The organism is Mycolicibacterium iranicum, assembly GCF_002101705.1.
Lineage (GTDB): Bacteria > Actinomycetota > Actinomycetes > Mycobacteriales > Mycobacteriaceae > Mycobacterium > Mycobacterium iranicum.
Genome location: NZ_LQPC01000031.1, coordinates 82366 through 108297 on the forward strand (window position 1 = coordinate 82366; position 25932 = coordinate 108297).

Here is a 25932-nt window from a genome sequence, read left to right on the forward strand (position 1 = left end):
GCGTAGGCACAGAGAGGAATTCGACATGACCACGTACGTACTCGTTCCCGGAATGTGCCATGGCGCTTGGTGTTTCGACGACCTCGCCGACTCCTTGCGAGACGCCGGCCATCACGTGTTGGCCGTCACTCTGACCGGTGTCGCCGAGCGGTCGCACCTGATACCCGGGGGCGTCAACCTCGACACCCACATCACCGACGTTCTGGCCGAGATCCACGCCCGCACGGGCGCCGCCGACAAGCTGATCCTGGTCGGGCACAGCTACGGCGGCATGGTCATCACCGGTGTCGCCGACCGCATCCCTGACCTTGTCGACTCCCTGATCTTCGTCGATGCCGTGGTTCCGCGTGACGGCGAGGCCTGCTGGGACCTCGTCAACGACGAGGAGCGCCAGTGGTATGTGAAGGTGGACAACACCGGGTTCGGCGTCCCGCCCATGCCGTTCTTCGACTCGCGCACGACCTCGCACCCGTTGGCCACGGTGCTGCAGCCGCTGCGCCTCACCGGCAACCTGAACCGCCACCGCAAACGTGTGTTCGTCTACGCGCTGAACTGGCCGGGAGAGTCGCCGCTGGAACCGTCCTACGACCGTGTCCGCGACGATCCGGCCTGGATCACTCACGAGCTCGACGGCAAGCACAATCTGATGCGCGACAGCCCCGGCGATCTTCTGCGCATCCTGCTCGACACGGCGGCCTGACTCAGATTCGGCTTGTGCGAATCCAGTCGATCGCCATGTCCGCCTGGTTCTGCGGGTCGACGGACACGGCGAGCGTTGCGCCGGGCTGCACCCGGGCGAGATGCATCGCAGCGACGACTTCGTCGAAAACCGCGCCGTAGGGCGGTGTTCCGTCGTCGCGTGACACGTTCGCCTGGATCCGGAGAACCGGCGACATGTTCATGTACGAGCCGACGGACCAGACGGCCTCGACGGTGGCGGTGGCCGACAGGCCACCTCCATTCGTCAGCTGGGAATGCCGCACCATCGTCATGCCGATCTCGCTGGCATCAGCCGCCTCGTGGATTTGATGGGGGATGTCGGCGATCTGACCGAAGAATGAGGACGGGCGTCCCTGGGACTCCAGATACCGCTTGTTGGCGCCGTACATTCGCGCCCAGTCCTTGAACGGGTTGGGCATCAGTAGCCCAGAAACTTGCGGAACTGCTGGCCCACAGCCATCGACTGACCCATCCTCTGCACCCAGCCGTCAAGTGCGGCCTTCGTATCGGCGGGATTCCAGCCGCGCTCCTGGGCCAGCCGGATCATGCCGGCCTCGTCATTGATGCCGCGGGCCTGCGCCTCGCGAGCCAGGTCGGCGTAGTCCTGCAGCGAGATGCCGTTGATGGGCTCCCAGATCGGATCATCGCCTGCAACCGACCGGGTGGAGGGCCCGCCAAATGCCGCGGGGTCGATCGGTCCGGCGCCCTGAACGTGTACGGTTCCCGGCTGCTGGTAGCCCTGCGGCTGGTTGAACGCCTGCTGCGCCTGCTGTGCGGCTTCCTTTGCCTTCTTGAAAAAACCCATCGTGGTCTCCTTCGTCGTCGCCCTGGTGGCTTGCGTTGAGTCCACACCTCGGCCCCTACTACCGATCCCAACTCCGAGAAAACTGGAACATGTTTCAGTATTTGGCCGCGGACTCGGTACGCTGACCCGCGTGTCAGCTTCTGCTCAACCTGCGATCGATGGTTGGTTCGCGCTCGACGGGTCCGGTGATGCGCACCTGATCGGCGGTAAGTGTGTGGAGTGCGGGACCTATGTGTTCCCGCCGCGGGCCACCAACTGCCCCAATCCCGGCTGCGCGGGCGACGAGCTCGCCCAGGTGCCGCTGTCGCGGCGCGGACGGCTGTGGAGCTACACCGAGAACCGCTACGCCCCACCGCCGCCCTACCCCTCGCCGGACCCCTTCGAACCCTTCGCCGTCGCGGCGGTCGAACTGGCCGACGAGGGCCTGATCGTGCTCGGCAAGGTCGTTGAAGGCACCCTGGCCGCGGACCTGACCATCGGCATGGAGATGGAACTGACCACCATGGCGCTCTACGTCGACGACGACGGCATCGAGCGCACCACCCACGCCTGGAGGATCGCATGAGCCCTGAGCCCGTCTACATCCTCGGCGCCGGCATGCACCCCTGGGGCAAATGGGGCCGCGACTTCACCGAATACGGCGTCGTGGCAGCACGGGCCGCCCTGGCCGAGGCCAGCCTGGACTGGCGCCAGATCCAACTCGTCGCCGGTGCCGACACCATCCGCAACGGCTACCCCGGCTTCGTCGCCGGGGCGACCTTCGCCCAAAAGCTCGGCTGGAACGGCATCCCCGTCACCTCCAGCTACGCCGCGTGTGCCAGCGGCTCCCAAGCCCTCCAAAGCGCCCGGGCCCAGATCCTGGCCGGACTGTGCGACGTCGCCCTGGTCATCGGCGCCGACACCACCCCCAAAGGATTCTTCGCCCCCGTGGGCGGGGAACGCCGCAACGACCCCGACTGGCAGCGCTTCCACCTCATCGGCGCCACCAACACCGTCTACTTCGCCCTGCTGGCACGGCGCCGCATGGACCTCTACGGCGCCACCGTCGACGACTTCGCCCAGGTGAAAGTCAAAAACGCCCGCCACGGCCTCAACAACCCCAACGCCCGCTACCGCAAAGAAGCCACCGTCGATGACGTGCTGGCCTCCCCCGTCGTGTCCGACCCGCTGCGCCTGCTCGACATCTGCGCCACCTCCGACGGTGCGGCCGCCCTCATCGTGGCCTCCAAAGCCTTCGCCGAGAAGCACTTGGGTTCGGTCAACGGTGTCCCGTCGGTGCGCGCGATCAGCCTGCAATCCCCGCAATACCCCCAACACCTCCCCGAACTGCCCGACATCGCCACCGACTCCACCGCCGTGGTCCCCGCGCCGGAGCGGGTGTTCAAAGACCAGATCCTCGACGCCGCCTACGCCGAAGCCGGCATCGGCCCCGAGGACCTCTCCCTGGCCGAGGTCTACGACCTGTCCACCGCGCTGGAGCTCGACTGGTACGAACACCTCGGGCTATGCAACAAGGGCGACGCCGAACACCTGCTGCGCTCCGGGGCCACCACGATCGGCGGCCGCATCCCCGTCAACGCCTCCGGCGGACTGGCCTCCTTCGGCGAAGCCATCCCCGCCCAAGCCATCGCCCAAGTCTGCGAACTCACCTGGCAACTCAAAGGCCAAGCCACCGGCCGCCAGGTCGAGGGCGCCACCGTCGGCATCACCGCCAACCAAGGCCTCTTCGGCCACGGCTCCTCCGTCATCGTCGCGCGGTAACAATCCGCACCGCGAACGCGCGTGTTTGCACGCCGACACGCCGCGGAAACTGGCATTTTGAGCGCCGTCGCGGAGTTCGATAGCGCTGTGGCTGAACTTGTTTCAATTCGGGTGAAGCCGGGGAGCCGCAAAGGTCCATTGGTGGAACGCCGCGACGACGGCACCCTGACCGTCTACGTGCGCGAGCCCGCTGTCGACGGCAAGGCCAACACGGCCGTCATCCGGCTGCTCGCCGAGCATTTCGGCGTGCCACCGAGTCGCGTGGAACTGGTCTCCGGCGGGACGGCGCGGCAGAAGCGCTTCCGCATCGCGTGATGGGCGACGAGCGCGCGCTAAATGCCGTCATACCGCGGCGCGTCGGCGTGCAGACACGCGCGCTCGCGGTGCAAACGCGAATCGGGTGTCAGGCCACTCCGAGGTAGGCCGCACGAATACTGTCGTCCGCCAGCAACTCTCGCGCGTTTCCGGTCCTTGTGACTTCACCGGTCTCGAGTATGTAGGCACGATCCGAACGGCTCAGCGCCTGCTGCGCATTCTGCTCAACCAGCAGGACGGTGGTGCCGCTGGCATTGATCTCGGCGATGATCTTGAAGATCTGCGAAATCACCATCGGCGCCAAGCCCATCGACGGTTCGTCGAGCAGCAGCACCTTGGGTCGCGCCATCAGCGAACGCCCGATGGCCAGCATCTGCTGCTCGCCGCCGGACAGCGTGCCGCCTACCTGGCTTCTGCGTTCGGCAAGTCTGGGGAATGTCTCCAACACCCAGTCCAGCCGCTCCTCATGCTCGGCCTTGCTCGCAAACTTCCTTCCGTAGCAACCCATTTCGAGATTCTCGAGGATGGTCATGCCCGGGAAGACTCCACGCCCCTCGGGCGCCTGTATCAGGCCCAGGGCAACCCGGTTGTGCGCCTTGACTTTGCTGATGTCCTTGCCGTCGAACCACACCGAGCCCGACGTCAGCGGAAGCAGGCCGGAAATCGCGCGCATCATCGTGGTCTTGCCCGCTCCGTTGGAGCCGAGCAGTGTGACGAGCTCGCCCTCGTGCACTGTCAGCGACACCGAATGCAATGCCTTGATCCGCCCGTAGTGCACGACGATGTCGCGCACCTCCAGCAGGACGGGTCGAGCCTCAGCTGACGTCATCGTCTGGCACCCCCAGGTAGGCGGCGATGACCTTCGGGTCCTCGCGGATTTCGGCGGGCAGCCCGTCGGCGATCTTGCGCCCGAATTCCAGCACAACGATCCGGTCGGTCACACCCATCACCAACCGCATGTCGTGTTCGATGAGCAGCACCGTGTATCCGTCGTCGCGGATCTTGCGGATCAGGTCGATCAACGCCGACTTCTCGCTCGGGTTGAAGCCGGCGGCCGGTTCGTCGAGGCACAGCAGTTTCGGCTCGGTGGCCAGCGCGCGGGCGATCTCCAGCCGGCGCTGGTCTCCGTAGGGAAGGTTTTTCGCCTTCTCTTCGCCGCGATGGGCGATCCCCACAAAATGCAGCAGTGCAGCCGATCTCTCGATCGCCGACTTCTCTTCGCGGCGGTGCCGCGGTGAGCGAATCAGCGCCCCGGGCACCGATGTTCGGTGCCGGGCATCGGTACCGACCATCACGTTCTCCAGTGCGGTCATCTCGCCGAACAGGCGAATGTTCTGGAAGGTGCGCGCAATCCCGAGACGGGTGATCTGGTGGCGCTTGATGCGCCCGATCGGTGCACCGTCGAACGTCACCGAACCCGAGGTGGGCCGGTACACGCCGGTGATGGCGTTGAAGCACGTCGTCTTCCCGGCCCCGTTGGGCCCGATGAGACCGAGGATCTCGCCGCGCCGGATATTGAACGTGACGGCATCCAGCGCGGTGAGCCCGCCGAACTTCACGGTCAGATCGGTGGTCTGGAGCAGAACCTCGCCCTCGTCGGCGTGGATCTCGCGATGCACGCCGGCGATCTCGGCGACGTTGTGCTCGAAGTCCTCCGCGGCCTCCACCGTCTCGTTCTCCGGCGCGGTCATTTCGCGGGCTCCGTATCAGTGGGCTTGGCTCTCAACAGATCGCGCGCCGCCTTGCCGTAGGTGAGCAGCTGTTGACGGACCGGGAAGAGCCCCTGCGGCCGGAAGATCATCAGCACCACAAGGGCAAGACCGAAGAACAGGTACTTCAAATTGCCCATGTCGATGCCGAGGAAGTGAACCCCGAGAAGGCGATTCGGCAGATAGACGATGATGAACGCGCCCAGGATCACGCCCAGCTTGTTGCCCTGTCCGCCGAGGACGACCGCACAGAGGAACAGCATCGAGTTGATGATGTTGAACGTCGGTGGGGCAACGTACTGCACCTGTCCGGCGTACAGCGCGCCGGACAGGCCTCCGATCGCCGCACCGATGGTGAAGGCCCACAGCTTGAACTTGAACGTGTTGACGCCCATGACTTCTGCGGCGTCCTCGTCCTCACGGACGGCTATCCAGGCACGCCCGACGCGGCTGCGCTCCAGGTTCCCGACGAACAGAAGGATGACGACGATCAGAATCAGCCCGAGCCAGAACCACCATGTCCCGTAGTTCGCGTCGCCGCTCGAATTCGATACCGAGAACACCCCTTCGGGGTGCGTGGCGTCCTCCCGGAAGTGCGGGAAAGCGACCTCGTTGAGCCCGCGGGGGCCGTTGGTGATGTCGGCGAGATTGTCGGCCATGAGCCGGATGATCTCGCCGAAGCCCAAGGTGACGATGGCCAGATAGTCACCGCGCAACCGCAGCGTCGGGAAGCCGAGAATGAGGCCGGTCAGCGCCGTGAAGGCCATGGCAAGCGGCACACACGACAGCCACGCCCACGGCGTGCTGAAGAAGCCGCTGGGGCTCATCTGATTCCACGGACTCTCCGGACTGGTGAGCAGCGCGACCGTGTAGGCACCCACGGCATAGAACCCGACGTAACCCAGGTCCAGCAGGCCGGCCTGCCCCACAACGACATTCAGCCCGATCGCGATGATCGCAATCATCGCGAACTGCGCCATCGTGCCGCCGAAGCTGATGCCGGGGGTGTCGATGAAGCCGGGGGTGAACAGCGGCGACAGCGCCACACCGGTGAACAGGATGACCCCGAACACCCACTTCTGGGGACGGCTCAGCCCGTCCCACCACGCCATCACTTTGTTCCACGTGGCCGTCATGCGCGTGCCTTCCCGAGGCTCTCACCGAGGATGCCGGTCGGACGGATCAGCAGGACTAGCACCAGCAGGACGAAAGCGACCACGTCACGCCACTGGGTGCCGAAGACCGCCTGCCCGTAGTTTTCCATCACGCCGAGCAACAGTCCGCCGAGCAGAGCGCCGCGTAGGTTTCCGATGCCACCGAGCACCGCCGCCGAAAACGCCTTGATTCCCAACAGGAATCCGCCCGAGTAGATGATTCCCTGCGGCACCTTGAGCGTGTACAGCAGCGCCGCGGCACCGGCCAGCAGACCGCCGATCAGGAACGTCGTCATGATGATTCGTTCCCGCGAGACGCCCATCAGCGTCGCCGTCGTCGGATCCTGGGCGACGGCGCGGATTCCGCGTCCGAACTTGGTGCGGTTGATCGCGAGATCCGTCAGCACCGCGAGTACCAGAGCCGAGGCCACGATGACGATGGTGATGTTGGAGATCGCGACCCCGAAGATTTCGAACTGGGTCTTGGGCTGCACCAGCACGATTGGTTGTTGGGCGTTGGGTCCGCCGTAGCCGGAAATGATCTTCGGCAGGATGAAGAGCACGAACTGCTGCAGCACGAACGACATGCCGATCGCGGTGATGAGAAAGGTCAGTGCACGTGCATTGCGTTTGCGCAGCGGCCGGTAGGCGATGAACTCAAGTCCGACGGCTGCGCTGCCCGACACAAGCATCGCGAAAAGCATCGCTATACCCAGGTACAGGATCGTCAGCGCGACACCTTTGTTGTAGGCATTGCCGCTCGGGGTGAAGCCCAGGATCATGTCGAGCGCGAAATACGCACCGAACATGCCGAGCATGAAGATCTCGGAGTGCGCGAAGTTGATCAGCCGCAGCACACCGAACACGAGGGTGTACCCGACAGCGACCAGCGCGTAGATCGCTCCCCACGACAGGCCGTCGATCGTCAACTGCCAGAAGCTGTCGACCAGCGCCCCGACGTTGAAGTTGATGTTTGCGGCCAGATTCATCCGGTGGAGAGCTCCTCAGGGGTGGGGCGGGGTTGAGGGGAGAAACGAAACGCGTCCGAGCCAACACTCTCGGACGCGTTTCGCATCAGATGTCACTGAACGTCGTAGATCCAGATCAACGTCGTGGTCAGCTCGCCTTCCGGTGTCCACTGGTACTCGCGAGCCACACCCTGGCCCTTGTAGTTGCGGACGAAGTCGAGCAGGGCCGGGCGGGTGATGGCGCCGGAGTCGATGCCCTTGAGCAGGATGGTGCCCAGGTCATAGCCCTCGGCGCTGTACGTGCCGGCGTCCTGGCCGAACTTCTCCTTGTACTCCTCGGCGAACGTGCCGGTGGCGGGCCCGCAGGGGCAGGCCAGCACAGCGCCCTTGGAGGACTCGCCGGCCTGCTTGACGAACTCGGGGTCCTTGGTGCCGTCCGCACTTGCGAAGGTGCCTTCGTAGCCGCCGTCGCGCAGCTGCTGGACGAGCGGCGCGGCCTCGGCGTAGTAGCCGCCGAAGAACACCGAATCCGGTGCCGCTCCCTTGATCTGCGTCACCGCGGCGGAGAAGTCCTTGTCACCCTTCTTCACCGAGATGTTGCAGGCCGAGTCGGCGACGGGACCGAGGGTGTCGCGGACGGCTTGCGCCAGGCCCAGGCCGTAGTCGGTGCTGTCGTCCACGACGCAGACCTTCTTGTGCTGCAGCGTGTTCTTGAGGTAGTTCGCGACCGACGGGCCCTGGACGCCGTCGTTGGCGAGACCGCGGAAGAAGGTCTTCCAGCCGTTCTCCGACAGCGTGACGTTGGTGGCCGACGCGGTGGTCGACACGAGGCCGGCCTGGTCGAAGACGCCGCCGGTGGCCTTGGTCTCACCCGAGAATGCCGGGCCGACGAGACCGATCGTGTACTGGTCGTCGACGATCTGCGGAGCGATCGCGGTGGCCTTCTGCGGGTCGCCTTCGGTGTCGAACGGCTTGAGCTGCACCTGGCAGCCCGGGTTGTTGTCGTTGTGCTTGTCGATCGCCAGCTGCACGCCGTTCTTGATGTTGATGCCGAGCGCTGCGTCCGGTCCGTTGAGCGCGCCGGCCATGGCGATGGACACCGGCGGGCAGGTGGCCTTGCCGTCGCCGGCGGGGTCTGCGGGTGCTGCACCCGTGCTCGCGGCGACTTCGGCGCCGTTCTCGTCGATCTGTACTTTCTCGACGATGCTGAGATTGCTCTGCGCTGCTTCCTCTTCGGGCGCGCCCTGATTGCAGCCGGCAACAGCCAGCGCAATCAGACCAGCACCACCGAGAGCAAATGCCTTGCGAGCCACACGACTGCGCACGTCCCACCTCCGGTTCAGTGTTTTGCTCGGCATCGTCGGGTGTCCGTCCGGGGTCCGAGTGCGACCACATCGCCGATGCTTCGCCGACGACCATAGCCAACCCACAGGCTGATCGCGTGGTGTTGGAACACGCGTCGCGTGGTTGAGCGAGCTGAGCCGGTCAAAAGTCGGCTGCGGAAACGCAGACTTAACGGGCGGTGCCGCAAAGCGCCGTTATTTCGGCGCGGCGTCGGGCGTGCCGGCCGGCGGGTCAAGGGTCTCGAGGACGACCTCGGCCACCCGCTTCATCGTGGTGCGGCGGTCCATCGCGGCGCGCTGGATCCATTTGAACGCCTCGGGTTCTGACATGTTCTGCTTCGACTGCAGCAAACCCTTGGCGCGCTCGACGAGCTTGCGGGTCTCCAGGCGGTCGGACAGCGATGCGACCTCTCTCTCCAGCTCGGCGATCTCACTGAAGCGGCTGACGGCGACCTCGATCGCTGGAATGAGATCGGTGATGCTGAACGGTTTGACCAGGTAGGCCATCGCGCCGGCGTCGCGGGCTTTCTCCACCAGTTCGCGCTGACTGAACGCGGTGAGGATGACGATCGGCGCGATCCGCTTGCTCGCGATCTCCGAGGCGGCGTCGATGCCGTCGCGACGCGGCATCTTGACGTCCATGATCACCAGGTCGGGGCGCAGCGACTCGGCGAGGTCGACCGCCTCCTGGCCGTCCCCGGCCTCGCCGACGATCTCGTAGCCCTCCTCGCGCAGCATCTCGGCCAGATCGAGCCGGATGAGGGCCTCGTCCTCGGCGATGAGGACGCGATGCGGCGTGGCAGCGGCGTCGGACGGCGACGCGGGAGCAGAAGACCCGGAAGACGCGGAAGACATGGAAGACATTGTGAAGGCAGCAGGCGATAGGGGCGAGCGCGGGGCCATCCTCTATGGTGATAGGCCGCGCCACCTAAGGTTGCCGCGAACGCCCTCGTATCCCAACTGGCAGAGGAAACGGATTCAAAACCCGTCCAGTGTGAGTTCGAATCTCACCGAGGGCACCACATCTCATCGCTTTGACGCGCAACGCTCAGTTTCTCCTCAGCAATAGCATTCTCCCCGGAGCTACGGTCTCCACCAGGGAGGAGGGCGAGACGGTGACGTATCAGCTCAAGATGGCGATTTTCGCGATGGCACTCGTCGTCGTCGTTTCCGGCGCGATTCTGGGGTCCTGGCTCTACTTGGAATTTGAGCACTCGAATGACCGGCAGGAACTTGTCGACTGCATCCGCACGGAGACGGTGGCCGAGGCCCGGGAGCCTGCGATGCAGGTGATCGAAGCCAGCATTCTGGAGTGCCAACCCTGAGCGCCCGATCTAGTACAGGTCGAGCCTGCGGTCGGCCAGCAGATCGACGTGCTCGGTGAGCTTCTTGTCGCGACTGAGCGCGAGGTCGACATCGGCCACGGCCATCCCGACACCTGAACCCACGGACGCGACGACCCACCCGTTCTGATCCACGATCGCCGTGCCGCCCGTCCATTCCTGCCCGCGCTCGACACCTGAGCGGTCACATGCCGCGATGGCCACCCGGTTCAATCGCGCCGTCGACATCGCGGTGATCACCTCGCCGGGCCGCTCGCCCTCCGGTCGCGGGAACAGCGGCCAGTTCACCGGCGCCACGATCAACTCGGCACCGCCTACGGCGACCTGCCGGGTCAACTCGCCGAACTCGAGGTCGTAGCAGACCATCACGGCGATCACACCGTGACGTGTGTTCAGCACGGGCGGGCGCTGCGATCCCGGCGTGAAGATCAATCTCTCCCGATCCCACAGGTGTGTCTTGCGGTAGATCGCAATCGGTCCGCCGGAATCGATGACCGCCGCACTGTTGTACAGGTTTCCATCCTCACCCATTCGCTGAAGCCTAAGACGGCCAACGAATCACTCACCGCACCAGACCATTTCGCGAACCGCGGATCAGTCGCGGGCAAGGATGCCACGCGGGCCTCGTCGCCGTCGGCGAACATGTAGCCCGACGTCGCCAGCTCCGGCAACACCACAATGTCGGCGCCTGCGCCCACCGCATCGGCAACAGCAGACTCGATGAGCCCGCTGTTGGCATCGAGATCGCCCAGCACCGGATCGAGCTGGCAGCACGCGATACGTGTCATTCGACCAGGCTAGTCGGGCCTTCGGCGATAGGCTCGGGCGTGCTCAACGTTCGGCCCGCCTGCGTTCCCGAGGTGACCGCGGACGGTCAGACATGGTCACCAGACCGGCACCGCGACGACCGTGTCGGCCGTCGACTGCGCGTGCTGATGATCGCCAGCTGGATCGCGGCCGCCGTCTCCGCGGCGTTCGGCGCTTTTCAGCTGACACTCGGAGGCCAGTTGTGGTGGCTCGGCGCCGTCAACATCATGTGCGGCCTGGTGTTTCTATGGATCCCTCGGCTGTGCCCGCTGGGTGAACTCGTCGCTCCGCTGACCTTCGTGACGTTCGCCTATGTGTCGGTGACGTTCATCTGCTACACCATCGGCACCGGGTCCGGACTGCAGTTCTACTTCATCGTCGCGTCATCGCTCGCGGTCCTGGTGCTCGGTATCGAGCGCATCGCCCTGGCCGCATCCATTGCAGCGATCGGTGTGGTGATCACCATCCTTCTCGAGGTGACCGTTCCCGAGGACCGAGGCCTCGGCCCGCCCTGGACGCTGACCGCAGGCTTCATCAGCGCCGTGGTCTCGTCGGCGACGATGCTGGTTCTGACGATCTGGTACACGCTTCGCGAGATCGACCGCGCCGAGGCGGCCATGGAGGCAGAGTACGAACGCTCAGAACGCCTGCTGGCCAACATCCTTCCGGCTACCATCGCCGACCGACTCAAGGAACCGACCCGCACCGTCATCGCCGACAAGTACGAGGACGCGTCGATCCTGTTCGCCGACATCGCGGGCTACACCAAGCGTGCCAGCGATACCGCCCCCGCCGAACTGGTCCGGTTCCTGGATCGGCTCTACACCGACCTGGACGCGCTGGTGGACCGGCACGGGCTGGAAAAGGTGAAGACCAGCGGCGACTCGTACATGGTCGTCAGCGGTGTGCCGATCCCCCGCGCCGACCACATCGAGGCCCTCGCGCGGCTGGCTCTCGACATGGCCGAGGCGGTCGCAGGCCTGAAAGATCCTCAGGGGCGCGATGTTCCACTGCGCATCGGCATGGCCACCGGCCCCGTCGTCGCCGGTGTCGTCGGCGCGAAGAAGTTCTTCTACGACGTCTGGGGTGACGCCGTCAACGTCGCGGCGAGGATGGAGACGACGGACGTCGAAGGCCGAATTCAGGTGCCGGACAACGTGTATGAACGTCTTCGCCATGCTTTCGAGTTCGAGGAGCGAGGCGTGGTCGACGTCAAGGGCAAGGGCCCGATGCACACCTGGTACCTCGTGGGGCAACGGGCCGAGGCGATCACACCTTTCGGTTCTCCGACTTGAGGAGCCAGGCCAGCTTCTCCAGCCCGTCGATCAGCTGGTGCAAGATGTCCGCGGTGCTCGGATCCTCGGCGTCGACCGAGTCGTGGACGGTCCGCAAGGTGTCCACGGTGGCGTAGATGCGAACGGTGATCAGGTCGACGACGTCACTGGTGCTGTGCTCGTAGGCGGGGAACTGCGGCAGCGACGTGGTGGCGGCGACGGTGTCCGAGCGGCCATCCGGGACAGCGTCGAGCGCCCGCATCCGTTCGGCGACGGTGTCACTGGCCTCTCGGGCGAAGTCCACGACCTCGTCGAGTTGCAGGTGCAGGTCCCGGAAGTTCGTTCCGACGACGTTCCAATGCGCCTGCTTGCCCTGGATGTGCAGTTCGATCAGATCGACCAGCACCCGCTGGAGTGCTCCGCTGAGTTCCGGTGAGGCCTGGAATCCTGCGACCTCTGCTTCTGCGCGTCGTGCATTCGTTGTGGTTGCCATGCTCATGTCAACGCCTCCTAATCTGGATTGAGTCCAGATTACGCCAGGCTATTCCATGTGGCTAGTCACAGCCTGCTTGTCCTGCTTGTCCAGCAGTCGCGCATATCCGGCGCCCATGCCCAGCAGGATCAGTCCGACGACGATGAACACCGCGACCCGGAAGATGCCGTCGAGGGTGCCGAGATCGAACAGGAACAGCTTGGCCATCGCCGCTGCCACCAGCCCCAGCCCACCACCGATCGGCACGGAGCGGTCGTCGCGTGGCCGTCGCGCGGCATAGACGAACAGCGCAGCCGCCATCGCAATCCAGATGATGGTCGCGGCCATGTGTCCGGCGTAGAAGCCGCCGTCCGAACCTCCAGATTCCGCGCTGATCAACATCCCGGCAGTAACCGTGAACGATGTCACGGCGTAGACGATCACCACGGCGGCTCCCACCCACAGCGCACTCTCGGTGCGGTCCCACGCCCACACGATGGCCACGGCCGCAGCGGCGAGCAGGACGCTCGACACCAGCGTCGAGATGCCGGCGGCAGTACCGGTGCGGGTGGCCTCGAGCAACGCCCCCGGCGGCGAGTAGGTCAGGTGCGCCGCGGCACCGACGAGTCCGAAGCCGATCGCAGCCCACCGCGCGACGACGTCGTGGCGGCCGGCCACCGCAACCACCACCGCCATGGCCAGCAACATCGGCCCTGCGATCCGGCCGTCGAACGCGGCTGTCACAGCGATCAGCGCCGCCACCGCCGATGTCGCCGCAAAGACGTGCCGCACCGCGCCGGGCACACCCGGCAGCCTGTCACCGACGAGCACGATCGCCAGCAGCGCTGCGGCCACCGTCGCGGCCATCAACGACGCGACGACACGGTCGACCGCCAGGTTCACCGACAGCACCGGCACCATGCCGAAGGCGGTCAGCAGCGCCATGGCAACGCGATTCTTGGTGCCCGGCAACAGGATCAACGCCGCAACAACAGCAATGACGGCCGCGATCGCGCAGGCTCCGGCCAGCAGCAGGTCGTCGCGGTTGTCGAAGTACCGAGCCGCCAGAGCCACCATCAGTGGCAGGACCGCTGCGCAGATGCGCGCGGCGTGCAGCCAGATCCAGTCCTTGCCGAGCTGTACGGGCATCGACACCGCCGCCAGCGCCAGCATGAAACCGATGAGCAGCAGCGTGATTCCGTCGGCGACAATGGGAGCCAAACCGATCAGCGGCACCAGCACCAACAGGCCGAGATGCTGGGAGTCCCAGCGGCGCGCCAATGTCAGGCCCGCACCGGCGATCACGGCGGCGACGATCAGGCCGACCGGTGCGGACACCCATTCGTAAATGGTGGTGACGGCGATGACGTCCATATAGGCCGCGGCGATGCCTGTGGCGACCAGAGCGATAGCGCCGACCCGTCCGCCCGGACGACTGTTGAGCCACCATCCCGCGGCCACCAGCGCCCCGGCGAGCACTGCACCCGCGGCGACCCGGAACTCCGGCCGCAGGATTCCGGCCTGGGCGGCCAGCACCAGCAGCAGGACGACGCCGATGAGTGTGACGGCCACACCGGCGACGGCCAGCAGCTTGCCGATCCAGCCCTCCGATCGCTCCTTGGGCGGCTTCGGCACGGGCGGCGTCGGGTAGGGCCGGAACGGTGCAGGTTGCGGTGCGTACTGCTGCGGCCAGTACGGCATGACGGGCGGGCGCACCGGTTGTGGCACCTGCACCGGCGGTGCCACAGGTGCGGCCGGGGGTCGGTCCGCGAGGATGCGGTCGAGCTCGACCAGATCCGCGGACACCCGTGCGAGCTGTTGCGAGATCGCGGCGAAGTCCGCGGAGAGCCGGGTGATGACGGCAGTGTGCGGTTCGGTCATACCAGCATCGTCGCAGCAGATCTGCGGCAAACGGATGAGTACTACTACTCGTCCAGTCCGTGTTCGATGGCGTAGCGGGCCAGCTCCACCCGATTGCCGATCTGCAGTTTGCGGAACGTGGCCTGTACATGGTTCTCGACGGTGCGATGGCTCAGCGACAGCCGCGACGCGATCTGCTTGGCTGTGAGGCCTTTCGCGACGTAGCGCAGGATCTCCGTCTCCCGCTCGGTCAGGGTCGGCCCCTCCGAACCGGCCGGAGCGTCGCGCTCGATGCGGCGGAACTCCCCCAGCACGAGCCCCGCCAGCCCCGGCGTGAACACGGCACGGCCCTGCGCGGTCGCCCGCACCGCGTCGCCGAGTTCTTGCTTCGACGCGCTCTTCACCAGGTATCCGGTCGCGCCGGCTTTGACTGCTTCGAGGACGTCGTCGCGCTCGTCGGACGCCGACAGCACCAGGATGCGTGACGACGGGGACACCGCGAGCACCTCGGTGGTCGCCTGCGCGCCGTCCCCGTCGCCCAACCGCATGTCCATCAGCACCACGTCGGGTTTGACCACCGCCGCCCGCCGTTTGGCCGAAGCGACGCCGTCGGCGGTGGCGACCACATCGAACCCGTCGTCGGCGAGGTCGCGCGCCACCGCATCACGCCAGATCGGATGGTCGTCGACGACCATCACCGAGGTACGGTCAGCTCCCATTCCGTCCCCATTCCCGGCCCGGTGCTCAGCTCAGCCCGGCCGCCCAACCAATTCATCCGTCCGACAATCGATTTCGCCACGCCCACCCGACCCTCGCGCACGGCAGCCTCCAGCCGTCCCTCGGGGATGCCGACACCGTCGTCACGCACGCTCACCGTCACGGAGTCACCGAGATCCTCGAGGAGAACATACGCGTGGGCGTCCGGCCCGGCATGCGCCTCCGCGTTGTCGAGGGCGTTGGTCACCGCGGCGAAGAACTCCTCGGCAACCGCGGCGTTCAGCAGCACCGGCTCGGCAGGAACGCTCACCGACACCCGGTCGGACGCACGGCGCCGCAACATCGCACCGATGTCCGACGTCGTATCGCCCCTCGGCGTCGCATCGGCGGCGCTGACGAGACGACGCAGTGCTCGCTCCTGCTGGCCGGCCAGCTCGGCCAGTTGCGCGGTGTCGCCGCCGATCTCGCGTCCGCGGCGGGCCACCAGCGCCAGCACCTGGATTGCGCCGTCGTGCACCTGACGGGAAAGCCGCTCGCGTTCCTCCATCGACGCCGACAACCGAGCGGCGCGCTCGAGCTCGGCGTGTGCGCGGCGCGCGGTCTGCGCGGCCATCCCGACGGCGAGACCCACGGCCAGCTCGATCACCACCGTGGCGTTGCGCCCGAGGTCGATGCTGACGTACCCCTTGAGTACGGCACTGGCGGCGACGATGACCAGACCCGCCAGCATTCCTGTGACGGGACCCGACAGGATCGCCGCCGAGATCGTGGCGTTGGTCGCCCACAGCGTCGTGGGCCAGGACTGGTTGTCGAGCGCCCACTGATCGGATGCGACGAACTCGGTTGACAGCATCAGGGCCACGACGACGCTTATCTCGGCAAGCACCCAGCCGGGCCTGCGCCCGAAACCCCGCAGGTAAGCCACCGCGCACGCCGCACTCCACGCGATCAGCACCCCGAACAACAGCCATCCGGCCACCGGGGACTCCAGGTCCGGGTTGATCGCCAGATGGAATCCGAAGGCGTAGACACAGCTGAGCAGACGGAACACCTGAGCGGCCCGCCACAGCGGCGTGACCGGATCAGGTGTCACATCACCTTGGAGAGAAACGCCTTCGTCCGTTCGTGTTGAGGATTGGCCATGATCTCGCGAGGGTTGCCCCGCTCGACCACGACGCCTCCGTCCATGAACACCAGCTCGTCGGCGACTTCGCGCGCGAAACCCATCTCGTGCGTGACGACGACCATCGTCATGCCCTGGGAGGCAAGCTTTTTCATGACGGCCAGCACTTCTCCGACGAGTTCGGGATCCAGCGCGGACGTCGGCTCGTCGAACAGCATCAGCTTCGGCTCCATCGCCAGCGCGCGGGCGATTGCGACGCGCTGCTGCTGGCCACCCGAAAGCTGCGCGGGATAGGCCTCCGCCTTGTCCGCCAACCCAACCTGAGCCAGCAACTCCTTGCCTTGCTCAATGGCCTTGGCTTTTTTGATCCCCTTCACCTGGACCGGAGCTTCGATGACATTGCCCAACGCGGTGCGGTGCGGAAACAGGTTGAAGTGCTGGAACACCATGCCGACATCGCGGCGCTGCCTGGCGACGTCACGCGGCTTCATCTCGTGAAGCTTGGTGCCGCGCTCTTGGTAGCCGACAAGGGATCCGTCGACATAGAGCCGACCGGCGCTGACGGTCTCGAGATGGTTGATGCACCGCAGGAACGTGGATTTGCCGGAGCCCGAAGGCCCGACCAGCACCAGCACCTGCCCCTGCTGTACCTCCAGCGTGATGCCCTTGAGCACCTTCAACGCACCGAAGTCCTTGCAGACCAGCTCTGCCTTGACCATCGGCCGCCCGTTGGTATCGCTCACCGTGTGCGCCCTTTCACCCTGCCGCGGGTTTCTGTGCCAGCGCCAGCGCTTCTAGTTGCTTGGATGTCAGCTTGCGTGAGGCGCCCCGCGAGAAGTACCGCTCCAGATAGAACTGCCCGACCATCAGGATGCTCGTGATGATCAGATACCAGGTCGCGGCGACCAGGAGCAGCGGCACAGGTTCGAAGATACGTGCCGCTATCTCGCGGGTGGCGATGCTGTACACGTCGAATGCGTAGGGCACGGCCGTGACCAGTGACGTCGTCTTCAACAGGCTGATCAGCTCGTTGCCCGTCGGCGGGATGATCACGCGCATCGCCTGCGGCAAGACGGTTCGGCGCATCGCCTTGCCCCACGACATGCCCAGCGCCGTCGAGGCTTCCATCTGGCCTTCGGGGACCGACATGATGCCGGCACGCACGATCTCGGCCATGTAGGCCGCCTCGTTGAGGCCCAGGCCGATCACCGCGAGCACGAAAGGAATCGAAAAGTCCTGCAGATCGAGGTGGAAGAACGACGGGCCGAACGGCACACCCAGCTGAATGTTCTGGTAGATCGTCGGAAACAGGCCCCAGAACGCCAGCTGCACGTAGATCGGCGTGCCGCGGAAAATCCAGAGGAAAACCCACGCCACGGAACTGAGCACCGGGTTGTCGGACAGCCGCATCACGGTGAGAACGACGCCCAGCACGATGCCGATGATCATCGAGTAGATCGTCAGCTGAAGTGTGTTGAAGACTCCCAACAAGATTCGCTCGTTGAAGAGGTACTCGCCGAATGTGGACCACCCGTAGGCCGGGTTGGTGGCCGCCCCGTAGAGGAACAGCCCGACGAGGACGATGATGACGGTCGCCGCCACCCACCGCCACGGATGGCGCAGCGGGACAGCGTCGATGGACTGCGGCGGATCGGACGGTGGCGGCGTACCGGCATCACTCATGAGGGTCGACGTCGCTCTAGGAGATCGCGCCGTTGATCACCGGCTTGTCGATCATGCCTTCTTCGAGGCCCCAGTTGGCCGCGATCTCTTTGTACTTGCCGGTCTCGATCAAGTGCTCCAGCGCCTGCAGCAGCGACTGCGCCAGCGGTGAACCCTTCTGCACCGGCCACCCGTAGGGTGCGGCGTCGAACGTCTCACCAGCCTGAGCGAGCTTGCCGTTGGTCTGTTTGATCGCATACAGCGTGACCGGCGAATCCGCGGACATCGCATCGGCCTGACCCAGTACCACCGCGTTGGTGGCCGCGTCCTGGCTGTCGAAGGGAACGATCTCGATGGCGGGCTTGCCCTCGTCGGTGCACTTCTTGCTGCGCGCGGGAAGCTCGTCGGTCTCCTGGTAGGTCGTCGCCTGGACGGCGACCTTCTTGCCGCAGGCGTCCTCGGGGTTGATGTCGCCTCCCGCAGGTTGAGCCCACAGGGTGCCTGCCGAGAAGTAGGTGACGAAGTCGACCTGCTCCTCGCGCTCCTTGGTGTCGGTGAACGACGACATACCGACGTTGAACGTGCCACCTTGGATCGACGGGATGATCTTGGCGAAGTCGGCCTCGCGGTATTCGGCGGTCAGACCGAGCGTTCCGGCGACGGCGTTCATCAGATCGACGTCGAAGCCGACGAGCTTGCCCGACGGATCCTTGAACTCGTTCGGGGCGTAGGGCACGTTGACGCCGACGACGAGCGTGCCTGTGGACTTGATTGCCTCCGGAACGGTGTTCGCAATCTCGTCGACCTTCTCCGCGGGTGCTGCCGCGGTCGGGGATCCCTCTTCGCTCGGTGCTTCCGAGCTGCTCGAACAGCCGGACAGCGCCATGGCACCTGTGGCGGCGAAGACCGCAACAATGCGCCAGACCTTCGTCCGACGGTCTTGGATTCCACCCAACACTGCTTTGCCTCTACTTTCTTCTCGGGTCGTCCGCGCTTCCGGCTGAGTTCCCCAAACCAGGTATCCCAGCCAGGAACGTTAACGACCGATGATCCGGCGCGCAGCGCCGGTAACGAGACATTAACGACACGATTGAGACCCCACAGCCGTACTGCGAAATCTGCCGGGGCGTGTCGCGGGTATGTCAGACTTCGCGCATGGAAACCGCTGCTCCCCCAACCATGTTGCAGCATCTCTGGAAGTCAGCACTGCTGTCCGGGATACTCGCGATCATTCTCGGTGCGATGGTGTGGTTCTGGCCCGCCATCAGCGTCTTCGTCGCGGCCATCTTCTTCGCCGCATACCTGTTGATCACCGGGATCTCGCAGGTGATCTTCGCGTTCGCCCTCCACGTATCGGCGGGCGGGCGGGTGCTGTTGTTCCTCAGCGGAGCCGCAGCGCTCATTCTGGCCGTGATGTGCTTCCGCAATTTCGGAAATGCCATTCTCCTATTGGCCATTTGGATTGGGATCGGCTTCATCTTCCGGGGTGTCGCAACCGCGGTCTCGGCCATCAGCGATCCGAACCTGCCGGGGCGCGCCTGGGAGATCTTCATCGGCGTGATCAGCCTGATCGCCGGCGTGATCATGCTGGCCTCACCCTTCGACTCGATCGAGACTTTGACCATGGTCGTCGGCATCTGGCTGGTCGTCCTCGGCATCTTCGAGGTCATCTCCGCGTTCGGTATCCGTTCTGCGAGCAAAGACCTCCGGCGCACACCGGCGCCTGAGTAAGTGTCCAAAGTCTCTAGCGATGGGCGCCCAGAAAGCTACTACACTGTGTCGTAGAAGCGGAGGAGATCGCTTCGTCAACGCCTGGGAGTGACACATGGACGCACTGGATGTGTCTCGGTGGCAGTTCGGAATCACCACCGTCTACCACTTCATCTTCGTCCCGCTGACCATCGGACTGGCGCCGTTGATCGCCGTCATGCAGACGATCTGGCATGTCACCGGCAACACCGCCTGGTATCGGCTGACCAAATTCTTCGGCAAGCTCTTCCTGATCAACTTCGCGATCGGCGTGGCCACCGGCATCGTCCAGGAATTTCAGTTCGGGATGAACTGGAGCGAATACTCCAAGTTCGTCGGCGACATCTTCGGCGCCCCCCTGGCCTTCGAAGGACTGATCGCGTTCTTCTTCGAATCCACGTTCATCGGCTTGTGGATCTTCGGCTGGAGCCGGTTGCCCAGGGCGGTGCACCTGGCTTGTATCTGGATCGTCGCGTTCGGCGTGAATGCTTCGGCTTACTTCATCATCGCAGCCAACTCGTTCATGCAGCACCCGGTCGGAGCCAGGTACAACCCGGAGACCGGCCGCGCCGAACTCGTCGACTTCGGCGCCCTGCTGACGAACAACACTGCCGTGTGGGCCTTTTTCCACGCGATCGCCGGAGCACTGCTCACCGCGGGGGCGTTCGTGGCCGGCATCTCGGCCTGGCTGATGGTGCGCGAGCGTCGCCGCAACCCCGGCGACGCCGCGCCGCCCGACGCGACATCGATGTACCGGCCCGCCGCTGTCCTGGGCAGCCTCGTCGCACTCGTCGCCGCCGGCGGCCTGTTCTTCACCGGCGACATCCAGGGCAAGCTGATGTTCGTCCAGCAGCCGATGAAGATGGCCTCTGCAGAATCGTTGTGCCACACCGAAACCGACCCCGATTTTTCGATCCTGACTGTCGGCACGCACAACAATTGCGACAGCGTCACCCACCTCATCGAAGTGCCCTACGTGCTGCCGTTTCTCGCCGAGAGCAAGTTCAGCGGCGTCACATTACAGGGCGTGCAGGACCTTCAGCGGGAGTACGAGCAGAAGTTCGGTCCCGGCGACTACCGGCCCAACCTGTTCGTCACATACTGGGCGTTCCGCGCCATGATTGGATTGCTGCTCGTCCCGGTAGCTTTCGCACTCGTCACGCTGTGGCTGACCCGCCGGGGCCGCATCCCCGACCACCGGTGGTACGGGCTGGCCGGCATCCTCGCCATCCCGACGCCGTTCCTCGCGAACTCCGCGGGCTGGATCTTCACCGAGATGGGGCGCCAGCCCTGGGTGGTCGTACCCAACCCGACAGGCGACCCGATGGTGCGGATGACCGTGCAGGAAGGCGTGTCCAACCATGCGGCGGGCACGGTGATGTTCTCGCTGGCGGTGTTCACCCTCCTTTACGGAGCCCTTGCAGTTGTGTGGTTGTACCTGATGCGGCGCTACGTCGTCGAAGGCCCGCTGGAGCACGACTCCGAACCAGCACCGCCGGCACCGCCCGACAAGGACGATGTCGCCCCACTTTCGTTCGCGTACTAGGAGATCGTCATGGCACTCCAGGAAATCTGGTTTCTCCTGATCGCCGTGCTGTTCCTCGGCTTTCTGGTGTTGGAAGGATTCGATTTCGGCGTCGGCATGCTGATGGCGCCGATGGGGTCGCGCGGCCCTGGCGATCCTGACAACCGGCGCCGCGCGGTGCTCAACACCATCGGCCCGGTGTGGGACGCCAACGAGGTGTGGCTGATCACCGCCGGCGCCGCCATGTTCGCGGCATTTCCGAACTGGTACGCCACGTTGTTCTCCGCGCTGTATCTGCCGCTGCTGGCAATCCTTTTCGGCATGATCCTGCGCATCGTCGGCATCGAGTGGCGCGGCAAGATCAACGATCCGCAGTGGCGCCGCTGGGCCGACATCGGCATCGCGTTGGGCTCCTGGCTTCCCGCGATCCTGTGGGGCGTGGCCTTCGCAATCCTGTTGCGGGGCTTGCCGATCGACGCCGACGGCATCGCCCACCCGGGTATCGGCGACGTGCTGAGCCCCTACACACTGCTCGGCGGGCTGGCCACGGCCTCGCTGTTCCTGTTCTACGGTTCGGTCTATCTGGCGCTCAAGACCTCCGGCGCCCTGCACGGGGACTCTTTCCGCGTCGGCCGGCTGCTCTCGGTCCCCGTGATCGCCCTGGCAGGAGGATTCGGCCTGTGGACCCAGCTCGCCTACGGCCAGACATGGACGTGGCTGGCGCTCGCCGCGGCGGTTGTCGCGCTGCTGGTTGCGGTAGCGCTGATGTGGCGCGAGACCCGTGAGGGAATCGCGTTCGTGTCGATGGTCGTCGTCATCGCCGCCGTCGCCGTGCTGATCTTCGGTTCGATGTACCCGAATCTCCTGCCCTCGACGTTGAATCCCGACTGGAGCGTGACCATCTACAACGGGTCGTCCACGCCGTACACCCTCAAGATCATGACGTGGGCGTCGCTGGCGTTGCTTCCGCTGGTGCTCGGCTACCAGGCGTGGTCGTACTGGGTGTTCCGTAAGCGCGTCAGCGCGGATGCCATTCCCGCATCGATCGGTTTGTCGAGGCGAGTGCCCTGACAGACCGCACGAACGCCCCGATCGACCCGCGGTTGTGGCGGGCCTCGACGGCGATGCGTCGGTTTCTCGTCGCCACGACGGCCTGCGGCGTCCTGATCGCGGCATGCACGATCGCCGCGGCGGTGGTGCTCGCGTCCGTCGTCGCTCGCGTCGTGACCGACCCGGCTTCGCGCAGCGTCGCTGCACTCGGCGGATCCCTGGTGATCCTGCTGGCGCTCTGGACGGTCCGCACCCTGGTGCACTGGAAGCAGGGCACGCTCGCGCAGCGCGGAGCCAGCGCGGTCATCGCCGACCTCACCGACCAGGTGCTGACCACGGCGACATCGCTGCCGCCCCGCGAGCTCGCCGCGCAACGCGACGACGCTGCCGTCGTCGTCACTCGCGGGCTCGACGGCCTTCGGGTCTACTTCACCACCTACCTACCGTCGCTGTCGCTGGCCGCGATCCTCACCCCGGCAACAGCGGTGGTCATCGCGCTCTACGACTGGCGATCCGCCGTCATCGTCGCCATCGCACTGCCCCTCATCCCGATCTTCATGATCCTGATCGGGATGGCCACCGCGGACCGGTCCGCAGCGGCGCTGACCGCGATGGCCACGCTGCAGTCCCGGTTGCTCGATCTCGTGGCCGGATTGCCGACCCTGCGGGCCCTCGGCCGCACCGAGGGCGCCGCCGCCCGCATCGCCGAACTCGGTGCAGCACATCGCCGTTCTGCGATGGCGACAATGCGTATCGCCTTCCTGTCCGCGCTGGTGCTCGAGCTTCTGGCAACCCTCGGGGTGGCCCTTGTCGCCGTCGGCGTGGGAATGCGGTTGGTCTACGGCGATATGACGCTGGCCGCTGGGCTCACCGCCCTGCTCCTGGCTCCCGAGGTGTTCTGGCCGCTGCGCAGGGTCGGCGCCGCATTCCATTCCGCTCAGGACGGAAAGACCGCCGTGCAGGCGGCTTTCCGGTTCATCGACACGCAGGAGCCAGCCCCGGCAGGGACCCGTCCCGCGCCGGATGGCCCGCTGACCGTTCGTGTCGACGATCCGTCACTGACGGCCTCACCCGGCCGGGTCACGGTGCTCACCGGACCCAACGGGGTCGGCAAGTCGACTCTGCTGCAGGCAATCCTGGGCCTCGGTCCCCCCGTTTCGGGCAATGTCGCGGTCAACGGGGTCGACGTGTCGGAATTGGACCCTCGGCAATGGTGGACCAGGGTCGCGTGGCTGGCTCAGCGGCCGGTGCTCATTCCCGGCACGGTGCAGGAGAACCTGGAACTGTTCGGCCCCCTGTCAGACCTCGAAGATGCCTGCCGCGCCGCATGCTTCGACGAGGTGCTGGCCACCTTGCCAGACGGCCTGCAGACAACGATCGGCCGCGGCGGCGTCGGGCTGTCCCTGGGACAGCGGCAACGGCTCGGCCTCGCCCGCGTACTGGGCTCCACGGCGTCACTCCTGCTGCTCGACGAGCCCACCGCCCATCTCGACGGGCCCACCGAGGCGCGGGTGCTCGACGCCATCGCCAGGCGCGCCGACCGCGGGGACACCGTACTTGTCGTCGGTCACCGCGACCGGGTGCTGGCGATCGGCGACACAGTTGTGGACATGGGGGGTGTCCGTGTCGCGCCGTGATCCGCTCCTGCTGGCGTGGTCGCTTATGCGGCCGAAGGTTTCGCGTGTCGCACTCGCCGTCGCACTCGGCGCGCTGTCGCTCGGCAGCGCACTCGCCCTGACCGCGGTGTCGGCCTGGCTGATCACCCGCGCATGGGAGATGCCGCCCGTATTGACCCTGACCGTCGCCGCCGTCACCGTGCGTGCTCTGGGAATCTCACGCGGACTTCTCGGCTACTGCGAACGGCTGGTCTCCCACGACACGGCGCTGCGTGCAGCAGCCGGTGCGCGCGAACGACTCTTCACCCGGCTGGCCACCGGATCAGACGATGCCGTGATGTGGCGCAGCAGCGGCGATCTCGTCGCACGGGTAGGCAACGGCGTCGACGAACTCGCCGACGTTCTCGTGCGTGCCGTGGTGCCGATCGGCGTCGCGGCGGCCCTCGGAGTGTGCGCCGTCGCGACGGTCGCCGTCATCTCCCCCGCGGCGGGGGCCGTGCTGGCGCTGTGCATGACGGTCGCCGGCGTCGCCGCACCCGCAATGGCCGCGCGGGCTGCGCTGGCTGCTGAAAATGTTGCGGTTGAACATCATTCGCGCCGTGACGCCGCTGCGCTGCTCGCCCTCGAGCACGCGCCCGAGCTTCGTGTCAGCGGGCGCCTGTCCGGCGTCATCGCCGCCGCAGCCGACGAGCAACGCCGCTGGGGCCGCGCGATCGACCGGGCCGCCGCGCCGGCGGCTATCGCGGCGGCAGCGCCCACCGCGGCGATCGGGGTGAGCGTCCTCGGCGCAGCGCTGGCCGGAATCGCGCTGTCCGACAGCGTCGCCCCCACTACGGTCGCGATCCTGATGCTGGTGCCGCTCGCCGCCTTCGAAGCCACCTCCGCGTTGCCCGGCGCCGCGATCGCGCTGATCCGCGGCCGCATCGCCGCACAGCGTCTGCTCACACTGACCGAGCCTGTCGACGACGACCGCAGGCCCGCCGTCACACCGCTGAACCTGCAACCCGGCGACCGCGTCGCCGTCGTCGGACCCTCCGGCTGCGGCAAGACCACACTGCTCATGCGCACCCCGGGAGTCTTCTTCGCCGAAGACGCACATCTGTTCTCCACCACGGTCCGCGACAACCTGCTGGTAGCCCGCGGTGACGCCACCGACGACGAACTCGTGGACGCTTTGCAGCGCGCCGGCCTCGGGGAATGGCTCGACCAGCAGCCTGAGGGACTGTCGACGGTGCTCGTCGGTGGGGCCGCCGCGGTGTCAGCCGGTCAGCGACGACGGCTACTGCTTGCACGCGCGTTGACCTCGACCGCCCAAACGGTGCTTCTCGACGAACCGACCGAGCATCTCGATGCCTCCGACGCCGACGAGATCATGGCCCAGCTACTGACGCCCGGTGCGTTGTTCGGAACGGAACGAACTGTCGTCGTTGCGACTCATCACCCGCCGGAAAACGTGTCCGTAGAGGTAATCTCACCGGCATGAGCGAACCGCCGCCCCCTCCTCCTGGCACTTATCCGGGCGGCTATCCGCCGCAGCCGTACGGCGGTTACCCGCCCCCCGTCCCGGTCGCCCCGAAGAACGGACTGGGGACGGCTTCGCTTGTCGTCGCCATCATTTCGCTGTTCACTTTGTTCGGCGGCGTGGTCCTCGGCATCGTCGCCGTCGTCCTCGGCTTCTTGGGGCGGGGCCGCGTCAAGCGCGGCGAAGCCACCAATGGTGGCGTCGCGATGGCCGGCATCGTGCTCGGATTCCTCAGCATCATCGTCTCGATCGCCGCGTTCGTCGTCGTCGGCGTTTTCGGTGTCGCGCTCTTCAAAGAAGTCGGCGGCACCGATTACATCGACTGCGTCAACAGGGCCGGTTCCGACCAGGCTGCCGTGCAGCAGTGCGCTGAAGAGTTCACCCAGCGGGTGGAGGACGAGTTCTCCATCACCGTCACGCCGACACCTTAGGCCCTG

29 protein-coding genes and 1 tRNA gene are annotated in these 25932 nt (G+C 65.9%); 13 read left to right on the forward strand and 17 right to left on the reverse strand.

What is annotated here, in order from left to right; genetic code table 11:
* Positions 1–25 precede the first annotated feature (25 nt).
* The gene (locus tag AWC12_RS16370; protein ID WP_024444347.1) at positions 26–700 is read left to right on the forward strand and encodes an alpha/beta fold hydrolase; all 675 of its coding nucleotides are present in this window, start codon (positions 26–28) and stop codon (positions 698–700) included.
* Between the two features lies 1 nt (position 701).
* Here the strand turns inward: AWC12_RS16370 and AWC12_RS16375 are convergent, their stop codons facing one another.
* Together AWC12_RS16375 and AWC12_RS16380 are read right to left on the reverse strand one after the other, a co-directional pair.
* Positions 702–1139 (reverse strand): hypothetical protein, encoded by a 438-nt coding sequence (locus tag AWC12_RS16375; protein WP_085175554.1) that lies wholly within the window; start codon positions 1137–1139, stop codon positions 702–704.
* Positions 1139–1570: a hypothetical protein gene (locus AWC12_RS16380; RefSeq protein WP_234814049.1), complete on the reverse strand. Its 432-nt coding sequence runs from the start codon at positions 1568–1570 to the stop codon at positions 1139–1141. Before AWC12_RS16380 ends, AWC12_RS16375 begins: the two co-directional genes overlap by 1 nt.
* A gap of 85 nt (positions 1571–1655) precedes the next feature.
* On the opposite strand from AWC12_RS16380, the gene AWC12_RS16385 reads away from it, so the two are divergent.
* The 3 genes from AWC12_RS16385 to AWC12_RS16395 all read left to right on the forward strand — a co-directional run bounded on the left by AWC12_RS16385 (position 1656) and on the right by AWC12_RS16395 (position 3601).
* Positions 1656–2090 carry a Zn-ribbon domain-containing OB-fold protein gene (locus AWC12_RS16385; protein WP_085175556.1) on the forward strand — a complete coding sequence of 145 codons (435 nt, stop codon included), beginning with the start codon at positions 1656–1658 and terminating at the stop codon, positions 2088–2090.
* Complete coding sequence (locus tag AWC12_RS16390) at positions 2087–3286, forward strand: lipid-transfer protein (protein ID WP_085175558.1); 1200 nt, start codon at positions 2087–2089, stop codon at positions 3284–3286. Before AWC12_RS16385 ends, AWC12_RS16390 begins: the two co-directional genes overlap by 4 nt.
* Before the next feature lie 87 nt (positions 3287–3373).
* Positions 3374–3601 carry a DUF167 domain-containing protein gene (locus tag AWC12_RS16395; protein ID WP_085175560.1) on the forward strand — a complete coding sequence of 76 codons (228 nt, stop codon included), beginning with the start codon at positions 3374–3376 and terminating at the stop codon, positions 3599–3601.
* 88 nt (positions 3602–3689) lie between these two features.
* On the opposite strand, the gene AWC12_RS16400 is transcribed toward AWC12_RS16395, so the two are convergent.
* The 6 genes from AWC12_RS16400 to AWC12_RS16425 form a co-directional block, all read right to left on the reverse strand.
* Positions 3690–4430 carry an ABC transporter ATP-binding protein gene (locus AWC12_RS16400; protein ID WP_085175562.1) on the reverse strand — a complete coding sequence of 247 codons (741 nt, stop codon included), beginning with the start codon at positions 4428–4430 and terminating at the stop codon, positions 3690–3692.
* Complete coding sequence (locus AWC12_RS16405; protein WP_085175564.1) at positions 4417–5292, reverse strand: ABC transporter ATP-binding protein; 876 nt, start codon at positions 5290–5292, stop codon at positions 4417–4419. The genes AWC12_RS16400 and AWC12_RS16405 overlap by 14 nt, the downstream gene beginning before the upstream one ends.
* Complete coding sequence (locus AWC12_RS16410) at positions 5289–6446, reverse strand: branched-chain amino acid ABC transporter permease (RefSeq protein WP_085175566.1); 1158 nt, start codon at positions 6444–6446, stop codon at positions 5289–5291. The genes AWC12_RS16405 and AWC12_RS16410 overlap by 4 nt, the downstream gene beginning before the upstream one ends.
* Positions 6443–7453, reverse strand: a complete 1011-nt coding sequence (locus AWC12_RS16415) for a branched-chain amino acid ABC transporter permease (RefSeq protein ID WP_085175568.1) — start codon at positions 7451–7453, stop codon at positions 6443–6445. Before AWC12_RS16415 ends, AWC12_RS16410 begins: the two co-directional genes overlap by 4 nt.
* Before the next feature lie 92 nt (positions 7454–7545).
* The gene (locus AWC12_RS16420) at positions 7546–8757 is read right to left on the reverse strand and encodes a branched-chain amino acid ABC transporter substrate-binding protein (RefSeq protein ID WP_085175570.1); all 1212 of its coding nucleotides are present in this window, start codon (positions 8755–8757) and stop codon (positions 7546–7548) included.
* A 213-nt stretch (positions 8758–8970) separates the two neighbouring features.
* A complete protein-coding gene (locus AWC12_RS16425) occupies positions 8971–9630 on the reverse strand; it encodes a two-component system response regulator PdtaR (RefSeq protein WP_085175572.1) in 660 nt (219 codons plus the stop codon).
* 90 nt (positions 9631–9720) lie between these two features.
* Here AWC12_RS16425 and AWC12_RS16430 point away from each other — a divergent pair.
* A tRNA-Leu gene (locus tag AWC12_RS16430) sits at positions 9721–9797 on the forward strand.
* A 93-nt stretch (positions 9798–9890) separates the two neighbouring features.
* Complete coding sequence (locus tag AWC12_RS16435) at positions 9891–10100, forward strand: hypothetical protein (RefSeq protein WP_133057348.1); 210 nt, start codon at positions 9891–9893, stop codon at positions 10098–10100.
* Between the two features lie 9 nt (positions 10101–10109).
* Here AWC12_RS16435 and AWC12_RS16440 read toward each other — a convergent pair whose 3' ends face one another.
* Positions 10110–10649 carry a nitrilase-related carbon-nitrogen hydrolase gene (locus AWC12_RS16440; protein ID WP_272937890.1) on the reverse strand — a complete coding sequence of 180 codons (540 nt, stop codon included), beginning with the start codon at positions 10647–10649 and terminating at the stop codon, positions 10110–10112.
* Positions 10547–10906, reverse strand: a complete 360-nt coding sequence (locus tag AWC12_RS31915) for a nitrilase-related carbon-nitrogen hydrolase (protein WP_272937891.1) — start codon at positions 10904–10906, stop codon at positions 10547–10549. Before AWC12_RS31915 ends, AWC12_RS16440 begins: the two co-directional genes overlap by 103 nt.
* A 39-nt stretch (positions 10907–10945) precedes the next feature.
* On the opposite strand from AWC12_RS31915, the gene AWC12_RS16445 reads away from it, so the two are divergent.
* Positions 10946–12220 (forward strand): adenylate/guanylate cyclase domain-containing protein, encoded by a 1275-nt coding sequence (locus AWC12_RS16445; RefSeq protein WP_085175575.1) that lies wholly within the window; start codon positions 10946–10948, stop codon positions 12218–12220.
* Here the strand turns inward: AWC12_RS16445 and AWC12_RS16450 are convergent.
* From AWC12_RS16450 to AWC12_RS16480, 7 genes are read right to left on the reverse strand one after another with little or no spacing between them, the layout of a single operon-like run.
* Positions 12195–12698, reverse strand: coding sequence for a Dps family protein (locus tag AWC12_RS16450; RefSeq protein WP_085175577.1), 504 nt, complete (start codon positions 12696–12698; stop codon positions 12195–12197). The two genes, AWC12_RS16445 and AWC12_RS16450, sit on opposite strands and share 26 nt — an antisense overlap.
* A 42-nt stretch (positions 12699–12740) precedes the next feature.
* Positions 12741–14552, reverse strand: a complete 1812-nt coding sequence (locus AWC12_RS16455; RefSeq protein ID WP_085175579.1) for a DUF2339 domain-containing protein — start codon at positions 14550–14552, stop codon at positions 12741–12743.
* A gap of 44 nt (positions 14553–14596) precedes the next feature.
* Complete coding sequence (locus AWC12_RS16460; protein ID WP_085175581.1) at positions 14597–15250, reverse strand: response regulator; 654 nt, start codon at positions 15248–15250, stop codon at positions 14597–14599.
* The gene (gene macS / locus AWC12_RS16465; protein ID WP_234814050.1) at positions 15226–16341 is read right to left on the reverse strand and encodes a MacS family sensor histidine kinase; all 1116 of its coding nucleotides are present in this window, start codon (positions 16339–16341) and stop codon (positions 15226–15228) included. Before macS ends, AWC12_RS16460 begins: the two co-directional genes overlap by 25 nt.
* Positions 16338–17090: an amino acid ABC transporter ATP-binding protein gene (locus AWC12_RS16470; protein ID WP_085175583.1), complete on the reverse strand. Its 753-nt coding sequence runs from the start codon at positions 17088–17090 to the stop codon at positions 16338–16340. The genes macS and AWC12_RS16470 overlap by 4 nt, the downstream gene beginning before the upstream one ends.
* 37 nt (positions 17091–17127) lie before the next feature.
* The gene (locus tag AWC12_RS16475; RefSeq protein WP_085175585.1) at positions 17128–18054 is read right to left on the reverse strand and encodes an amino acid ABC transporter permease; all 927 of its coding nucleotides are present in this window, start codon (positions 18052–18054) and stop codon (positions 17128–17130) included.
* 16 nt (positions 18055–18070) lie between these two features.
* On the reverse strand, positions 18071–18991 hold the full coding sequence (locus AWC12_RS16480) for an ABC transporter substrate-binding protein (protein ID WP_085175587.1): 921 nt from the start codon (positions 18989–18991) through the stop codon (positions 18071–18073).
* 197 nt (positions 18992–19188) lie between these two features.
* Between AWC12_RS16480 and AWC12_RS16485 the strand changes: the two genes are divergently transcribed.
* From AWC12_RS16485 to AWC12_RS16510, 6 genes are all read left to right on the forward strand, one after another.
* Entirely contained in the window at positions 19189–19764 is a 576-nt protein-coding gene (locus AWC12_RS16485) for an HdeD family acid-resistance protein (protein WP_024444325.1), read from the forward strand.
* A gap of 94 nt (positions 19765–19858) precedes the next feature.
* On the forward strand, positions 19859–21328 hold the full coding sequence (locus tag AWC12_RS16490) for a cytochrome ubiquinol oxidase subunit I (protein WP_085175589.1): 1470 nt from the start codon (positions 19859–19861) through the stop codon (positions 21326–21328).
* Positions 21329–21337: 9 nt separating this feature from the next.
* Positions 21338–22378 (forward strand): cytochrome d ubiquinol oxidase subunit II, encoded by a 1041-nt coding sequence (cydB, locus tag AWC12_RS16495; protein WP_085175591.1) that lies wholly within the window; start codon positions 21338–21340, stop codon positions 22376–22378.
* Positions 22379–22431: 53 nt separating this feature from the next.
* Positions 22432–23994: a thiol reductant ABC exporter subunit CydD gene (gene cydD / locus AWC12_RS16500; RefSeq protein WP_024444322.1), complete on the forward strand. Its 1563-nt coding sequence runs from the start codon at positions 22432–22434 to the stop codon at positions 23992–23994.
* On the forward strand, positions 23981–25456 hold the full coding sequence (locus AWC12_RS16505) for an ATP-binding cassette domain-containing protein (protein WP_085175756.1): 1476 nt from the start codon (positions 23981–23983) through the stop codon (positions 25454–25456). Before cydD ends, AWC12_RS16505 begins: the two co-directional genes overlap by 14 nt.
* Positions 25453–25926: a DUF4190 domain-containing protein gene (locus tag AWC12_RS16510; protein WP_024444320.1), complete on the forward strand. Its 474-nt coding sequence runs from the start codon at positions 25453–25455 to the stop codon at positions 25924–25926. The genes AWC12_RS16505 and AWC12_RS16510 overlap by 4 nt, the downstream gene beginning before the upstream one ends.
* Positions 25927–25932: the final 6 nt, after the last annotated feature.

What these genes read in the sequence shown, in the direction of transcription:
- AWC12_RS16370 (WP_024444347.1), top strand. Translation starts at nt 26, where the DNA reads ATGACCACGTACGTACTCGTTCCCGGAATGTGCCATGGCGCTTGGTGT.
- AWC12_RS16375 (WP_085175554.1), bottom strand. Translation starts at nt 1,139, where the DNA reads ATGCCCAACCCGTTCAAGGACTGGGCGCGAATGTACGGCGCCAACAAG.
- AWC12_RS16390 (WP_085175558.1), top strand. Translation starts at nt 2,087, where the DNA reads ATGAGCCCTGAGCCCGTCTACATCCTCGGCGCCGGCATGCACCCCTGG.
- AWC12_RS16400 (WP_085175562.1), bottom strand. Translation starts at nt 4,430, where the DNA reads ATGACGTCAGCTGAGGCTCGACCCGTCCTGCTGGAGGTGCGCGACATC.
- AWC12_RS16405 (WP_085175564.1), bottom strand. Translation starts at nt 5,292, where the DNA reads ATGACCGCGCCGGAGAACGAGACGGTGGAGGCCGCGGAGGACTTCGAG.
- AWC12_RS16410 (WP_085175566.1), bottom strand. Translation starts at nt 6,446, where the DNA reads ATGACGGCCACGTGGAACAAAGTGATGGCGTGGTGGGACGGGCTGAGC.
- AWC12_RS16415 (WP_085175568.1), bottom strand. Translation starts at nt 7,453, where the DNA reads ATGAATCTGGCCGCAAACATCAACTTCAACGTCGGGGCGCTGGTCGAC.
- AWC12_RS16425 (WP_085175572.1), bottom strand. Translation starts at nt 9,630, where the DNA reads ATGTCTTCCGCGTCTTCCGGGTCTTCTGCTCCCGCGTCGCCGTCCGAC.
- AWC12_RS16440 (WP_272937890.1), bottom strand. Translation starts at nt 10,649, where the DNA reads ATGGGTGAGGATGGAAACCTGTACAACAGTGCGGCGGTCATCGATTCC.
- AWC12_RS31915 (WP_272937891.1), bottom strand. Translation starts at nt 10,906, where the DNA reads ATGACACGTATCGCGTGCTGCCAGCTCGATCCGGTGCTGGGCGATCTC.
- AWC12_RS16450 (WP_085175577.1), bottom strand. Translation starts at nt 12,698, where the DNA reads ATGAGCATGGCAACCACAACGAATGCACGACGCGCAGAAGCAGAGGTC.
- AWC12_RS16455 (WP_085175579.1), bottom strand. Translation starts at nt 14,552, where the DNA reads ATGACCGAACCGCACACTGCCGTCATCACCCGGCTCTCCGCGGACTTC.
- AWC12_RS16460 (WP_085175581.1), bottom strand. Translation starts at nt 15,250, where the DNA reads ATGGGAGCTGACCGTACCTCGGTGATGGTCGTCGACGACCATCCGATC.
- AWC12_RS16470 (WP_085175583.1), bottom strand. Translation starts at nt 17,090, where the DNA reads ATGGTCAAGGCAGAGCTGGTCTGCAAGGACTTCGGTGCGTTGAAGGTG.
- AWC12_RS16475 (WP_085175585.1), bottom strand. Translation starts at nt 18,054, where the DNA reads ATGAGTGATGCCGGTACGCCGCCACCGTCCGATCCGCCGCAGTCCATC.
- AWC12_RS16485 (WP_024444325.1), top strand. Translation starts at nt 19,189, where the DNA reads ATGGAAACCGCTGCTCCCCCAACCATGTTGCAGCATCTCTGGAAGTCA.
- AWC12_RS16490 (WP_085175589.1), top strand. Translation starts at nt 19,859, where the DNA reads ATGGACGCACTGGATGTGTCTCGGTGGCAGTTCGGAATCACCACCGTC.
- cydB (WP_085175591.1), top strand. Translation starts at nt 21,338, where the DNA reads ATGGCACTCCAGGAAATCTGGTTTCTCCTGATCGCCGTGCTGTTCCTC.
- cydD (WP_024444322.1), top strand. Translation starts at nt 22,432, where the DNA reads ATGCGTCGGTTTCTCGTCGCCACGACGGCCTGCGGCGTCCTGATCGCG.
- AWC12_RS16510 (WP_024444320.1), top strand. Translation starts at nt 25,453, where the DNA reads ATGAGCGAACCGCCGCCCCCTCCTCCTGGCACTTATCCGGGCGGCTAT.